The sequence below is a fragment of the Aeromicrobium sp. genome, from assembly GCF_036676885.1.
Classification (GTDB): domain Bacteria; phylum Actinomycetota; class Actinomycetes; order Propionibacteriales; family Nocardioidaceae; genus Aeromicrobium.
In genome coordinates this window covers 1-14,148 of sequence record NZ_JAKFCB010000088.1, presented here as the reverse complement: position 1 = coordinate 14,148, position 14,148 = coordinate 1, and the positions used below count along the sequence as shown (strand labels likewise).

Annotated in this window: 11 protein-coding genes and 1 pseudogene; 10 read left to right on the top strand and 2 right to left on the bottom strand. The window is 67.9% G+C overall.

What is annotated here, in order from left to right:
* Positions 1-124 precede the first annotated feature (124 nt).
* From V6M46_RS04700 to ettA, 4 genes are all read left to right on the top strand, one after another.
* Positions 125-1,801 carry a GTPase domain-containing protein gene (locus V6M46_RS04700; protein ID WP_332662620.1) on the top strand — a complete coding sequence of 559 codons (1,677 nt, stop codon included), beginning with the start codon at positions 125-127 and terminating at the stop codon, positions 1,799-1,801.
* A complete protein-coding gene (locus V6M46_RS04695; protein ID WP_332662619.1) occupies positions 1,798-3,447 on the top strand; it encodes a GTPase in 1,650 nt (549 codons plus the stop codon). Before V6M46_RS04700 ends, V6M46_RS04695 begins: the two co-directional genes overlap by 4 nt.
* A 115-nt stretch (positions 3,448-3,562) precedes the next feature.
* Positions 3,563-4,009: a single-stranded DNA-binding protein gene (locus tag V6M46_RS04690; protein ID WP_332662618.1), complete on the top strand. Its 447-nt coding sequence runs from the start codon at positions 3,563-3,565 to the stop codon at positions 4,007-4,009.
* 43 nt (positions 4,010-4,052) lie between these two features.
* A complete protein-coding gene (ettA, locus tag V6M46_RS04685; protein WP_332662617.1) occupies positions 4,053-5,735 on the top strand; it encodes an energy-dependent translational throttle protein EttA in 1,683 nt (560 codons plus the stop codon).
* 12 nt (positions 5,736-5,747) lie between these two features.
* On the opposite strand, the gene V6M46_RS04680 is transcribed toward ettA, so the two are convergent.
* Positions 5,748-6,221 carry a MarR family winged helix-turn-helix transcriptional regulator gene (locus V6M46_RS04680; protein ID WP_332662616.1) on the bottom strand — a complete coding sequence of 158 codons (474 nt, stop codon included), beginning with the start codon at positions 6,219-6,221 and terminating at the stop codon, positions 5,748-5,750.
* A 98-nt stretch (positions 6,222-6,319) separates the two neighbouring features.
* Here V6M46_RS04680 and V6M46_RS04675 point away from each other — a divergent pair, with 98 nt between their 5' ends.
* Positions 6,320-6,865, top strand: coding sequence for a YceI family protein (locus V6M46_RS04675; RefSeq protein WP_332662615.1), 546 nt, complete (start codon positions 6,320-6,322; stop codon positions 6,863-6,865).
* On the opposite strand, the gene V6M46_RS04670 is transcribed toward V6M46_RS04675, so the two are convergent.
* Positions 6,862-7,437 carry a TetR family transcriptional regulator gene (locus V6M46_RS04670; protein ID WP_332662614.1) on the bottom strand — a complete coding sequence of 192 codons (576 nt, stop codon included), beginning with the start codon at positions 7,435-7,437 and terminating at the stop codon, positions 6,862-6,864. The genes V6M46_RS04675 and V6M46_RS04670 overlap by 4 nt on opposite strands.
* A gap of 103 nt (positions 7,438-7,540) precedes the next feature.
* Between V6M46_RS04670 and V6M46_RS04665 the strand changes: the two genes are divergently transcribed.
* The 5 genes and pseudogenes from V6M46_RS04665 to V6M46_RS04645 all read left to right on the top strand — a co-directional run.
* Positions 7,541-8,686 carry an acyl-CoA dehydrogenase family protein gene (locus V6M46_RS04665; RefSeq protein WP_332662613.1) on the top strand — a complete coding sequence of 382 codons (1,146 nt, stop codon included), beginning with the start codon at positions 7,541-7,543 and terminating at the stop codon, positions 8,684-8,686.
* A gap of 30 nt (positions 8,687-8,716) precedes the next feature.
* A complete protein-coding gene (locus tag V6M46_RS04660; RefSeq protein WP_332662612.1) occupies positions 8,717-9,934 on the top strand; it encodes an acetyl-CoA C-acetyltransferase in 1,218 nt (405 codons plus the stop codon).
* A gap of 11 nt (positions 9,935-9,945) precedes the next feature.
* Positions 9,946-10,704, top strand: coding sequence for an SDR family oxidoreductase (locus tag V6M46_RS04655; RefSeq protein WP_332662611.1), 759 nt, complete (start codon positions 9,946-9,948; stop codon positions 10,702-10,704).
* Between the two features lie 117 nt (positions 10,705-10,821).
* Entirely contained in the window at positions 10,822-12,690 is a 1,869-nt protein-coding gene (locus V6M46_RS04650; RefSeq protein WP_332662609.1) for a PA domain-containing protein, read from the top strand.
* A 187-nt stretch (positions 12,691-12,877) separates the two neighbouring features.
* Positions 12,878-14,148 (top strand): annotated as a pseudogene (locus V6M46_RS04645) (3-oxoacyl-ACP synthase); the annotation flags it as partial.

The window sequence follows — 14,148 nt, the reverse complement described above, 5'->3', positions numbered from 1 at the left end:
GCGTGGCGGCGAAGTGCCCCCTCGTCCACTAATCTGTGCACAGACACCCATGCGCACAGATCATCGTCGACGAGAGGAGCACCCAGTGGCCAGCGAACACGCTTCGGCCGAGCTCCTTGGCGCAATGAGCAAGCTTCTGACCAGCGTCCGTGACATCACGTTGCGACTCGAGGTCGCGGACGTCGACGTGGCCCGCGGCACCCAGGCCAAGGTCGCCGACCAGCTGTCCGACTACGTGCTGCCCCGACTCGTGCAGCTCGACGCTCCGCTGCTGACGGTCGTGGGCGGTTCGACGGGTGCCGGCAAGTCGACACTCGTCAACTCGCTCGTGGGGGAGCGCGTCACCGAGTCCGGCGTCCTGCGGCCCACGACCCGGTCGCCGGTCCTGGTGCACCACCCGGACGATGCCGAGTGGTTCCTGCCGGACCGCATCCTGCCCGACCTGCCGCGCACCACCGTGCCGACGAACGACACGTATGCGTTGCGGCTCGCCACGTCGGACAAGATCCCACGCGGTCTCGCGATCCTCGACGCACCCGATGTCGACTCGATCGACCGGGGCAACCGGGAGCTTGCCGCTCAGCTCCTCGCCGCCGCCGACCTGTGGCTGTTCGTCACCTCGGCGGCGCGTTACGCCGACCAGGTGCCGTGGGACTACCTTCGCCAGGCGGCCGAGCGCAGCACGTCGGTCGCCGTGGTCCTCGACCGCACGACGTCCGAGGCCGTCATCGAGGTGCGGGGCCACCTCGCGCGCATGATGACGTCACGCGGACTGTCGGACTCCCCGCTGTTCACGGTCCCGGAGTCGGGCGTCGACGCCGACGGGCTCCTCCCACGTGACGCGGTCTCGCCGATCGTGGTGTGGCTGCACGAGCTCGCCGCGGATCCGGCCGCCCGCAAGATGGTCATGGCTCGTACGCTCGACGGCGCGGTCCGCCACGTGGTCCTGCGCACGCACGACGTCGCCGACGCGATGGACGCCCAGATTGCGGCCTCCGAGGTCCTGCACGGCGACATCGACACGATCTACCGCAAGGCCCTCGAAACGTTCGCCGTGCAGGTCACCGACGGCACCGTGCTCAAGGGCGAGGTGCTGGCGCGTTGGCAGGAGTTCGTCGGCACCGGCGAGCTGCTGCGCTCCGTCGAGGAGAAGGTCAGCCGCATCCGTGACCGCTTCGTCGACGGCGTGACCGGCAAGCGCACGCGCTCCACCGAGGTCGTCGAGGCGATCGAGACCGGCGTTCAGATGCTGCTGGTCGAGCACGCCGAGGCGGCCGCAGAGGCTGCTTCCCGCGCGTGGGCCGCCCACCCCGCCGGCCGTACGCTGCTCGACGCCAACCGCGGCATCGATCGCGCCTCCCGCGACTTCCGGGTCCGTGCGCAGCGCATGGTGCACGACTGGCGGCAGGCGGTGCTCGAGCTCGTACGCGTCGAGGGCGCCGACAAGCGCATGACGGCGCGGTTCCTTGCTTTCGGCGTCAACGGCATCGGTGTGGCGCTGATGATCGTGATGTTCTCGCGCAACGGTGAGGGCAAGGAGGCCGGAGGCACCGCGGCCCTGGGCCACAAGCTCCTCGACGCGATCTTCGGAGAAGACGTCGTCGAGACCCTGTCGGCCCGGGCGCAGGCCGACCTCGAGTCGCGCGCCGCCGCGCTGTTCGAGGACGAGATGCAGCGCTTCCTCGACCTCGTCGAGACTCCCGACACCATCAAGGCGCACCAGGCTGTCCTCCGCGAATCCGCACGTCAGGCCGAATACGCTCGACATGCCGACTTCCTGAACGGAGAGACGACGACATGACTGCCCCGAGCGACGCCGCCGAAGCAGTGTTCGGCGGCGATCGCAACGATGTCGCGAAACGGCTCGAAGGGCTGACGAAGGCCGTCGAGGCGAGCCGCGGCCGCATCGATCCCGAGATCCTCGCGCCCGCCGAGATGCTGACCGGCCGGGCCGCCGAACGCCTCACGCTGTCCGGTGAACACACGATCGTGGCGCTCGCGGGCGCCACCGGCTCGGGCAAGTCCTCGCTGTTCAACGCCCTGACCGACCTGGAGCTCGCCGGTGTCGGCGTACGCCGCCCGACGACCTCGTGGGCGCTCGCCTGCGCCTGGGGTCCCGACGGGGCGCAGGGACTGCTGGAGTGGATGGGCATACCGGCTCGCCACCAGGTGTCCCGCATGAGCATGCTCGACCACTCCGCCGAGGACACCCGGCTGGACGGGCTCGTGCTGCTCGACCTGCCTGACCACGACTCGACCGAGGTCTCGCACCATCTCGAGATGGACCGCCTGATCAAGTACGCCGACCTGCTCGTGTGGGTCCTCGACCCGCAGAAGTACGCCGACGCCGCGATCCACGACCGCTACATCCGGCCCATGGCGTCGTACGCCGATGTCACGCTCGTCGTGCTCAACCAGATCGACCGCATCCCGTTCGAGCAGCGCGAGCGCGCGCTGACCGACGTCAAGCGCATCCTCGCCGACGAGGGCCTGCCCGACGTCACGGTCATCGGCGTGTCGGCGACTCGCGGTGACGGCGTCGAGGACCTCAAGCGCGAGATGGCCACCCGCATCAGGGCCAAGTCGTCGGCCAAGTCCCGGCTCGCGTCGGACATCTCAGCAGCAGCGGGCGTCATCGCCCAGGTGGGCGGCACGAGCGATGCGCCCGGCCTCGCGCCGGCAGACCGCGAGGCGCTCGACGAGGCACTCGTGGAGTGCGCCGGAGTGCCGCAGATCGTCGATGCCGTGTCCTGGTCGACGTGGCGGCGCGCCGCACAGCGCACGGGCTGGCCGATCGCCCAGTGGCTCCGAAGCCTGCGCAAGGACCCGCTCAAGGAGCTGGGCCTCGGCGACGACCTCTCGATGTCGGCGCTGGCGCGTGCCGCCGTCCCCGAGGCCGGCAACGTCCAGCGCGCCAATGCCGAGCTCGCGATCCGTGACGCCGCCGAGAAGGCCTCGATCGGGCTCGAGCGACCCTGGCGTGACGCGATCCGTGATGCGTCCAACCCTCCCGGCGATGACATCATCGACGCGCTCGACCGGGCGATCCACGAGACCGGCCTCGGTGTTGCGAGGCCGGCGATCTGGTGGCGCGTCGTCCAGGTCGTCCAGCTCCTGCTGTTCGTCGCGATGGTCGGCGGCCTCGGCTGGCTCGCCGCCCAGGGCATCCAGCAGCTCGTCTCGTTCGACCTGCCCGACCTCGGCAAGGTCGGCGGCGTGCCGATGGCGGCCGCCATCGCCGGCGGCTCGCTCGTCGCGGGCATCGTCCTCGGTGCGCTGTCGAGCCTCGCCTCGCGGATCGGCGGCAGGCGCAAGGCCAAGCGAGCCGACCGCCAGCTGCGAGAGGCGATCGACCGGGTGGCGACCGAGCGCGTCATCACGCCGATCCAGGCCGAGCTCGACGCCTACGGGGCCTATCGCTCGGGCATCCGCGCCGCGCTCTCCTGACCGTTTCCACAGCCGGCCGGTTCGCCGTCTCCGTCCACAGGCCGCGTCGCTGGCGCTGACGTCGCGCACGTTGCGTGGCGAGTCTGGAGCTCCTCATCTATGAAGGAGTCATCCGATGTCCAACGACAACACCATGACGTTCCATGGCCGTGTCGGCACCAAGGTCGAGCTGCGCGAGGGCGGCGTCCCGTGGGTCCTGTTCCGCGTCGCGTCGACCCCGAGCTACTTCGACGCAGCCACGCGCACCTGGCGCGACCTCGAGACCATCTGGATCTCGGTCAAGGCGTGGCGCAGTCTCGCGCAGAACGCCGCAGAGTCGCTCGAGGTGGGTGATCCGATCGTCGTGATCGGCAAGGTGCGCACCGAGAAGTGGACGACGCAGGACGGCCAGCCGCGTGAGAGCACGGTGCTCGAGGCCAACCTGATCGGCCACGACCTCACCTGGGGTGTCACGAAGCTGCAGCGGGTCGATCGTCAGCCACCGGCCGCGGCCAGGAACGACGGCACCGTGGCGGCCCTCGCCGAGCTCGAGGGCGAGTCCGTCGAGACGCCGGCGGCCTGATCCGATTCGTCGGCAGTGGGCTCGGCTCGTTACGCTGAGTCATATGGCCGATTACGTCTTCACCCTCCGCAACGTCCGCAAGAAGCTCGGCGAGAAGGTCGTGCTCGACGACGTCACGTTGTCGTTCCTCCACGGCGCCAAGATCGGCGTCGTCGGCCCCAACGGCACCGGCAAGTCGACGCTGTTCAAGATCATGGCCGGCATGGTGCAGACCGACAACGGCGACGCGATCAAGGATCCTGACGCGTCGGTCGGCATCCTCCTGCAGGAGCCGCCGCTGACCGAGGGCAAGACCGTGCTCGAGAACGTCGAGGAGGCCGTCGGCGGGATCAAGGCCAAGCTCGACCGGTTCAACCAGATCAGCGAAGAGCTGGCCGATCCCGACGCCGACTACGACACGCTGCTGCCCGAGATGGGCGAGCTGCAGACCGATCTCGACCACGCCAACGCGTGGGACCTCGACTCCCGTCTCGCCCAGGCCATGGACGCGCTGCGCTGCCCGCCGCCGGACGAGATGGTCGACCACCTCTCCGGTGGTGAGCGTCGCCGGGTCGCGCTCTGCAAGCTGCTCCTCGAGCAGCCTGACCTGCTGCTGCTCGACGAGCCCACCAACCACCTGGACGCCGAGAGCGTGCTGTGGCTCGAGCAGCACCTCGCGAGCTACCCCGGCGCGGTCCTGGCGATCACCCACGACCGCTACTTCCTCGACAACGTCGCCGAGTGGATCCTCGAGCTCGACCGTGGCAAGACGCACCCCTACGAGGGCAACTACTCGACGTACCTCGAGACCAAGCAGGCCCGCCTCGTGGTCGAGGGCAAGAAGGACGCCAAGCGCGCCAAGATCCTCGCCAAGGAGCTCGAATGGGTGCGGTCCAACGCCAAGGCCCGCCAGGTCAAGAACCAGGCACGACTCAGCCGCTATGAGGAGATGGCCGCCGAGGCCGAGCGCGGGCGCAAGCTCGACTTCGAGGAGATCAACATCCCGGCCGGCCCGCGACTCGGTGATGTCGTCCTCAACGCCAAGGACCTGCACAAGAGCTTCGGCGACCGTGAGCTGTTCGACGGCCTGACGTTCGACCTGCCGCGTGCCGGCATCGTCGGCGTGGTCGGCCCCAACGGTGTCGGCAAGTCGACGCTGTTCCGGATGATCGTGGGGGAGGAGAAGCCCGACGAGGGCTCGCTCGAGGTCGGCCAGACGGTCAAGATCTCGTACGTCGACCAGGGCCGTGGCGGGATCGACAACAACCTCAACATCTGGCAGCTGGTGTCCGGCGAGCTCGACTTCATCAAGGTCGCCAACTACGAGGTCCCGAGCCGCGCCTACGTCGCCTCGTTCGGCTTCAAGGGCCCCGACCAGCAGAAGAAGGTCGGCGTGCTCTCAGGCGGCGAGCGCAACCGGCTCAACCTGGCGCTGACCCTCAAGATGGGCGGCAACCTGCTGCTGCTCGACGAGCCGACCAACGACCTGGACGTCGAGACTCTGCAGTCGCTCGAGGACGCACTGCTCGACTTCCCCGGCTGCGCCGTCGTGGTGTCGCACGATCGCTGGTTCCTGGATCGCGTCGCGACGCACATCCTCGCGTGGGAGGGCAACGCGGAGACCCCCGCGCGCTGGTTCTGGTTCGAGGGCAACTTCGCCGACTACGAGATCAACAAGGTCGAGCGACTCGGCGAGGAGGCCGCGCGTCCGCACAGCGTGACCTACCGCAAGCTGACCCGCGACTGAGCAGGCGACGGCTCAGAAGTTCTTGCCGTGCAGGTGCTCGACGACGTTCTGCATGATGCGGCCCATCGCGGCGAAGTCCGCCGGGTCGGCGTTCTCGATCAGGTAGTCGTGCACGCCTTGCACGTGCGTGTGTGCGGCCGCCTCAAGCACGCTGAAGCCGTGATCGGTCAGCACGGCGGAGACGCCGCGGCCGTCCTCGGCGCACTGTCCGCGTACGACGATGTTCTCGCGCTCGAGCCGGGCGATCGTGTGGGTCACCCGGCTGCGGGAGTGGGCGACCGCATCGGCCAGCTCGGCCATGCGGATCGCACGGCCAGGCGCCTCGGACAGGCGTACGAGGATTTCGTACTCGGGCATCGACAGACCGTGCGCCGCGCGCAGGTCGCGGTCGAGGCGATCCATCAGAACGGTCGTGCCGCCGAGGAACGCGCGCCAGATGCGCTGCTGCTCCGCGGTGAGCCAGGGGGTGGCCGTCGTCGTCTCCATGTGACGTATCCTACTCTGCAAGACGGTTGATTGAAATTTCAACCGCGTGCTAGAGTCTATCTTGTTGAAGGATCAACTACATACTTCGAGGAGAATTCATGACCACTGCAACCGCAGTCAGCACCGGAACCTGGACGATCGACCCCACCCACACCGAGGTCGGCTTCTCGGTCCGCCACCTCATGAGCAAGGTCCGTGGCAAGTTCGAAGCCGTCGAGGGCACGATCGTCACGCAGGAGGACCTCACGGCGTCGACGGTCAACGTCACGGTCGACCTCAACTCGATCAACACCGGCACCGCCGATCGCGACAACCACCTTCGTTCGGCCGACTTCTTCGAGGTCGAGAGCTACCCGAAGATGACGTTCGTCTCGACCGGCATCGTCCAGAAGAGCGAGACGGACTTCGTCGTCACGGGTGACCTGACGATCAAGGGTGTTTCCAAGCCGGTTGAGCTCACGACCGAGTTCCTCGGCGAGGGCGGCGACCCGTGGGGCGGCACGCGTGTGGGCGTCGAGGCCACCGCCGAGATCAGCCGCAAGGAGTTCGGCATCGACTTCAACATCCCGCTCGAGGGCGGCAAGGTCATGGTCGGCGACAAGATCTCGATCCACATCGTCGCCGAGGCCGTTCTCCAGGCCTAGGTCCGAAGGGTCATCCGGACTGCCAGATCGGCATGAAGGCTGGCCAGCTCGTGGCCGGAGCGTGAACCGCCCGGCTCGAACCATCGCACGAGATCGACGCCGAGGGACAGCAGCGAGAACGCCGTCCCCGGAACGTCGACGACATCCAGGACGCCCTGGTCGACACCGTCGGCCAGGGCGTCCTGCATCGTCTTCTCGATGCTGCGTCGATAGGTCGCGACCTCGGCACGGTGCTCGTCGGTCAGGGCGTGGTACTCGTACTGCACGATTCGCCCGACCCGGCTGTTGTCAGCGTGCCAGAGGCTGAAGTCGTAGACCATGGTCCGCAGGCGCTCGATGGGTTCGCTGCTCGACGCGGCGGCGTTCGTGATGACCTCCAACGCGCTGCGGTGGCCCTCGACGCTGACCGTGAAGAGCAGGCTCTCCTTGGAGTCGTGGTGAACGTAGACCGCCGCAGGGCTCATGCCGGCGCGCGAGGCGATGTCGCGCGTCGTCGTGCCGGCGAAGCCCTTCTCGGCGAACGCCTCGATCGCGGCGTTGATCAGCCGTTCCCGGGCCGTGATGGTCGTCATGTCCACACCTCTTTCGGTTGACAGCATGACGGAGTGCTTGCATGCTAAGCAAGCGCTTAGGGCGGGTATGCGCTCCCAGTTTCCTGATCACGAAGGCAGTGCAGTGCGGCGAACGATCTACGACAAGGACCACGACGCGTTCCGCGACTCGTGTGCAGCCTTCCTGGCCAAGCACGTGACCCCCAACCTGGAGACGTACCTCGAGGACAAGGCACTGCCCCGCGACTTCTGGCTCGCGGCCGGCGCCGAGGGTTTCCTGGGGCTCGAGATCCCCGAGGACTTCGGCGGCGCCGAGGCGGGGGACTTCCGGTTCAACGCGGTGTGGGCAGAGGAGCTCAGCAAGCTCAATGCCGCGCTCGCCTCGTGTGCCGCGATCCATTCCGACATCGCGGTGCCCTACATCGTCGACCTCGGGACCGACGAGCAGAAGCAGCGCTGGCTGCCTGGATGCGTCTCCGGCGAGATCGTCACGGCCATCGGCATGACCGAGCCCGGCGGTGGCTCGGACCTGGCCGCGCTCAAGACCACCGCGGTCCGCGACGGCGACGAGTGGGTCATCAACGGCTCCAAGACGTTCATCACGAACGGTTACTCCGCCGACCTGGTCCTGACTGCCGTGCGTACGTCGCCCGAGAAGGGCGCGAAGGGCATCACGCTGTTCGGCCTCGAGGCGACGGACGAAGGCTTCAGCCGGGGTCGCAAGCTCGACAAGGTCGGGCAGAGCGAGGCCGACACGTCGGAGCTGTTCTTCGAGAACGTCCGGGTGGGTGACGACCGCATCCTCGGTGAGGTCGACCGCGGCTTCATCTACATGATGGAGCGCCTGCCGCAGGAGCGGTTGACCTGCTCGGTGTCCAACATCGCGCATGCCAAGCAGATCCTCGCCGAGACGATCCAGTACGCGCACGACCGCGAGGCGTTCAGGCAGCCGATCGGCAGCCTCCAGCACAACAAGTTCCTGCTCGCCGAGCTGGTGACCAAGATCGAGGTCGCCGAGGCGTACGTCGACCAGGCGGTGCTGGCCCACACGAACGGCGAGGCGACGGCGATCGACGCGGCCAAGGCCAAGTGGTGGTCGTCGGAGATCCAGAACGACGTCCTCGACCACTGCGTCCAGCTGCACGGCGGCTACGGGTTCATGAACGAGTACCGCGTCGCCCGTGCGTGGCGCGATGCCCGCGTCAGCAAGATCTGGGCCGGATCCAACGAGATCATGAAAGAGCTCATCGGCCGCGACCTCGGATTCTGAGGCCGGACCACCCATCAGGAAGGCAACGAAATGCCCGAAGCAGTCATCGTCTCAACCGCACGTTCGCCCATCGGCCGAGCCGTCAAGGGATCGCTCAAGGACATGCGTCCCGACGACCTGTCGGTCCTGATGCTCGAGGCGGCGCTGGCCAAGGTCCCCGAGCTCGACCGTCGTGACATCGTCGACCTTCACCTGGGCGTCGGCCAGCCGGCCGGCGAGTCGGGCAACAACCTCGGACGCATCGTCGCGGTGCAGGCGGGCATGGACCACGTGCCCGGTGTGACGGTCAACCGTTACTGCTCGTCGAGCCTGCAGACGACCCGCATGGCGTTCCACGCGATCAAGGCCGGCGAGGGCGACGTGTTCCTGTCGCTCGGCGTCGAGACCGTCAGCCGGTTCGCCAACGGCATGTCCGACATCGCAGCTGCCCACAACCCGCTCTTCGACGAGGCCGTCGGACGCACCGAGAAGCGCGCAGAGGGCGGCGCCGAGGCCTGGCACGATCCCCGCGAGGACGGCACCCTTCCCGATGCGTACATCGCGATGGGCCAGACCGCCGAGAACGTCCAGCAGCTCATCGGCATGAGCCGCCAGGAACAGGACGAGTTCGGCGTACGCAGCCAGAACCTCGCCGAGAAGGCCATCGCCGACGGCTTCTGGGCCAAGGACATCACCCCGGTGACGCTCCCCGACGGCACGGTCGTCAGCACCGACGACGGACCGCGTGCGGGAGTCACGTACGAGGCCGTGTCGCAGCTCAAGCCCGTGTTCCGGCCCGACGGCACCATCACCGCGGGCAACTGCTGCGCCCTCAACGACGGTGCTGCGGCGGTCGTCATCATGAGCGACACCAAGGCCAAGGAGCTCGGCCTCACGCCGCTCGCCCGCATCGTGTCGACCGGTGTCACCGGCCTGTCGCCCGAGATCATGGGCCTCGGCCCGGTCGAGGCGGTCAAGCAGGCACTCGGCCACGCCGGCATGGGCATCGGCGACATCGACCTGTTCGAGATCAACGAGGCGTTCGCGGTCCAGGCGCTCGGATCCGCTCAGGCGCTCGGCATCGACATCGACAAGCTCAACGTCAACGGCGGCGCGATCGCGATCGGCCACCCGTTCGGCATGACCGGCGCGCGCATCACCAGCACGCTGATCAACTCGCTGCAGCACCACGACAAGCAGTTCGGCGTCGAGACGATGTGTGTCGGCGGTGGCCAGGGCATGGCCATGGTCCTCGAGCGCCTGTCTTGAGTGCGCAGAGCGTGACGAGCAAGCGTTTCGACGGCAAGGTCGCGATCGTCACCGGCGCGAGCCGGGGGATCGGCCTTGCCGTCGCCGAGCGGCTGGTGGCCGATGGCGCGAGGGTGTGTCTGACGGCTCGCAAGCCCGGCCCGTTGGCCGAGGCGGTCGAGTCGCTCGGGGGCCCCGACAACGCGATCTTCGTCGCAGGCGCCGCCGACGACGCCGAGCACCAGGACGAGGCCGTTGCGACGACGATGGACGCATTCGGCCGCATCGACTTCCTGGTCAACAACACCGGGATCAACCCGACGTACGGCCGCATGATCGACGTCGATCTCGGCGCCGCGGAGAAGACGTTCCGGGTCAACGTGATCTCGTCGATCGCGTGGGCGCAGAAGGTCTATCGCGCCTGGATGGAGGCCAACGGCGGCGCGATCGTCAACGTCGCCTCGGTCGCCGGTCTCAAGCCGGCGCCCGGCATCGGTGTCTACGGCGCGTCGAAGTCCGGCGTGATCCACGTGACGCAGGAGCTCGCGCTCGAGCTCGGGCCGGAGATCCGGGTCAACGCGGTCGCTCCAGCGGTCGTCAAGACCAAGTTCGCGACAGCGCTCTTCGAGGGGCGTGAGGACGAGGTCGCAGCGACCTACCCGCTCAAGCGGCTCGGGGCACCGGAGGACATCGGCTCGGTCGTGGCGTTCCTGCTGTCCGAGGATGCCGCGTGGGTCACCGGTCAGACGATCACGATCGATGGCGGACTCACGCTGACCGGTGGTGTCTGAGACCCGTCGTGGGCGCTGGTTCACGAGACAGGATGTTTGAAACTTCGTAGGTATTCCCAACATGTGAGACGCCATGGCAGAGTCCGCTCTATCCATCTCACAGTTCGGGGAGAACACATGAAGATCTCATCTCTGAAGCGCAGGACATCCATCCTGTTGATGGTCGGGGGTCTGGTGCTGTCAACCTCAGCCCTTGCCTCGGCCCATCCCGACCACGACGGTGCCATCACCGACGACGGGGCGCACGACACCCATCAGCACGGCGACAACACCGGCCACCTGCCGGCGACGAATGAGAACGTCGACCTCGTCTCGAAGCTCAGGCTCAAGAACGTCGAGCCGGGGAAGATCGCGGACGTCGGGGTCTTCAACGACCACGCCTACCTCGCCGCCTGGGGCTCTGAGACATGCAAGTACAACGGCGTGCATGTCGTGGACATCAAGGATCCTGCGGCGCCCAAGGAGGTCGCGTTCATCCAGGCCAAGGAGGGCAGCTACCCCGGTGAGGGCATCCAGACCCTGCACATCGACACACCGGCCTTCAACGGCGACATCCTCGTGAGCAACAACGAGAAGTGCAAGGACAAGACCGGCGTCGGCGGTATGAACATCTACGACGTGACGAACCCGGGCCACCCGACACCGCTGGCCGAGGGTGTGGGCGACTTCACCGTGAGTGGCCAGGGCAAGAAGAGTGCCAACCAGATCCACAGCGTCTTCGCGTGGGACGCGGGCGACAAGGCGTACGCCGTCATCGTGGACAACGACGAGGGCACGGATGTCGACATCATGGACATCACCAACCCCAAGAAGGCCAAGCTGATCGCCGAGTACGACCTCGACCAGCGCTTCCCGCAGATCCTGCAGAGTGCGCCGGCCAACCTCACCGAGGTCTTCCTCCACGACATGATCGTCAAGGAGATCGGGGGCAAGCAGGTCATGCTCCTGTCCTACTGGGACGCGGGCTATGTCCAGGTCGACATGAGCGACCCGCTCAACCCGGTCTACATCGGTGACACCGACTTCGCGAACCCGGACCCGCAGCTCGCGGAGTCGACGGGCAAGATCGAGAAGCCGGAGGGCAACGGGCACCAGGCCGAGTACACCCTGGACAACGATTACGTCATCGGGGCCGATGAGGACTTCGCGCCGAACGGCACCGAGGGCCACACGGACGATGACTCCACGCTGTTCCAGGTCTCGCAGGGCAGCGGCACTCCGCAGCTCCAGGATGGCGACACGTTCAGTGGCGACGCGGTCTACGTCGGACAGGCGTGCACGGGCGACGCGGCCGTGCCGGCTGCGCCGACCACCACGAGCGGCACGCAGGTCGCGATCGTGATGCGCGGGGTCTGCACCTTCACCGAGAAGGTCGCCAGCGTCGAGGCGGCCGGCGGGTATGAAGGCGTCATCGTCGCCAACCGCGAGGGTTCGGACGGCTGCAGCGCCTTCGGGATGAGCGTCGAGGGCAGCATCCCGTCGTTCTCCGTCGATCGCAGGACCGGGTTCGGCTTCTTCGACAAGGAGGGCTCGTACGACAACGCGGCCTGCCTCGCGGGCGCGACCAGTGCGATTCCCGGCGTGAGCCTCGGTGACGTCGGCGACCTCGTCTCGTTGCGGGCGTTCTTCGACGGCTGGGGCTACGTGCACCTGTATGACAACTCGGCGGGCAAGATGGCCGAGCTGGACACGTACGCCATCCCCGAGGCGATGGATCCCGATAAGGCGCAGGGCTTCGGCGATCTCTCGGTCCACGAGGTGGCCACGTCGCACGAGCGCGCCGACCTGGCGTACTTCTCGTACTACTCGGGCGGGTTCCGGGTGGCCAAGATCGTCGCGGACGAGCTGGTCGAGACCGGGCGGTACATCGATGAGGGCGGCAGCAACTTCTGGGGCGTCCAGGTGTTCGAGCACGATGGTGTCGAGTACGTCGCCGCGAGCGATCGCGACTACGGGCTCTACATCTTCCGGTACACCGGTGACTGAACGCCGGAGCTGAGTGGGCGAGGGGCCGCGTCGATCGGACGCGGCCCCTTCGTCTGCGCATTGTGACCTACCTCTCGCGAGAAACATGAGGAAACCCTCGGATAAAACTTGAGGAACCCCTCATGTTTTGCGATGATGGTGGGACCGCCCGTCGATCCAGCGACGGCAGTACCCCGAGGGATTCCACGTGACGACAATCGACACCCCGCTTGCCACGATCCAGCCGACCGAGCGCCGCGGCGCCCTGATCGATCGCATCTCCGCCGGCACACCGTACGCGATTGCGTTCGGCGGCCAGGGTGCTCCGTGGCTCGAGCCGCTTGCCGGTCTGATCCGTGACTTCGCGCTCGAGTCCGAGCTCGAGACCCTCGTGTCGCAGGCCGAGGAGCGCCTCGCTCCGGTCGCCGCCGAGCTCGCCCGGGTCGGCGTCACGTTCACGCCGCTCGAGTGGGCCGACGTCATCGCGGTCGGCGAGTCCGCCGAGGACGACGACGCTCCTGAACTGCCGAGCTCCGCGGTGCTGGATACACCCGGAGCCTCGGTACCAGGCATCCTGCTCACGCAGCTCGCCGGCCTCCACGCGCTGCGCCGCCAGGGAGTCGACACCCAGCTCGTCGCACCCGCCGCCGTCATCGGCCACTCGCAGGGTGACCTCGCGACCCAGTCGCTCGCCGGCGTCGACGACGTCGAGCTGCTCGCCCTCGCCCGCCTGATGGGTGCGGCCTCGCAGCTCGTCGGCCGCCGCCGCGGCCTGCTCGGCAGCACGATGCTGAGCGTCTCCAACGTCGTGCCTGAGCGCATCGACGCGATCCTGGCCGAGCTCCCGGCATCGCTGCGCGTCGTCTCGCGCCTGCGCAACGGCCGCCGCGGCGTGGTGCTGTCCGGTCCTGCCGACAGCCTTCGCGTCGTCGAGGCCCGCCTCGAAGAGGTCGCGGCTGCCGAGAAGTCCGACCGTGAGCGCAAGGTCACGGGCGGCTCGCCGTTCGCCCCCGTCCTGGAGCCGCTGCCGGCGCAGCTGGCGTTCCACCACCCCGACCTCGCTGAGGCCGCCGACCTCGTCGCGACCTGGGCCGAGGCCTGCGGATTCGACGCAGCCCGCGCCCGTACGCTCACGATGCGCTCGATCGTCGACCCCGTCGACTGGGTCGAGTCGCTCGAGTCGGCGCTCGACGCCGGCGCGACCTGGATCCTCGACCTCGGACCTTCCGACATCGCCGCCCGCCTCTCTGCACGCGAGCTGCGCAGCCGCGGAGCCGGCGTCATCGCGACGACGACCCGTCGTGGTCACCGCGAGCTGACCGCCGCCGGTGCCGCCCCGCGCCTCGCGACCCCCTGGTCCGCGTACGCCCCGAGCGTCGTGACGCTGCCCGACGGCAGCCTGCACGTCGAGACCCGGTTCACTCGCCTGACCGGCAAGTCGCCGATCCTGCTCGCCGGCATGACGCCGACGACGGTCGA

Excerpts from the sequence above, each read along its gene's own strand:
- V6M46_RS04700 (WP_332662620.1), top strand. The coding sequence starts at position 125 with ATGAGCAAGCTTCTGACCAGCGTCCGTGACATCACGTTGCGACTCGAG.
- V6M46_RS04695 (WP_332662619.1), top strand. The coding sequence starts at position 1,798 with ATGACTGCCCCGAGCGACGCCGCCGAAGCAGTGTTCGGCGGCGATCGC.
- V6M46_RS04690 (WP_332662618.1), top strand. The coding sequence starts at position 3,563 with ATGTCCAACGACAACACCATGACGTTCCATGGCCGTGTCGGCACCAAG.
- ettA (WP_332662617.1), top strand. The coding sequence starts at position 4,053 with ATGGCCGATTACGTCTTCACCCTCCGCAACGTCCGCAAGAAGCTCGGC.
- V6M46_RS04680 (WP_332662616.1), bottom strand. The coding sequence starts at position 6,221 with ATGGAGACGACGACGGCCACCCCCTGGCTCACCGCGGAGCAGCAGCGC.
- V6M46_RS04675 (WP_332662615.1), top strand. The coding sequence starts at position 6,320 with ATGACCACTGCAACCGCAGTCAGCACCGGAACCTGGACGATCGACCCC.
- V6M46_RS04670 (WP_332662614.1), bottom strand. The coding sequence starts at position 7,437 with ATGACGACCATCACGGCCCGGGAACGGCTGATCAACGCCGCGATCGAG.
- V6M46_RS04660 (WP_332662612.1), top strand. The coding sequence starts at position 8,717 with ATGCCCGAAGCAGTCATCGTCTCAACCGCACGTTCGCCCATCGGCCGA.
- V6M46_RS04650 (WP_332662609.1), top strand. The coding sequence starts at position 10,822 with ATGAAGATCTCATCTCTGAAGCGCAGGACATCCATCCTGTTGATGGTC.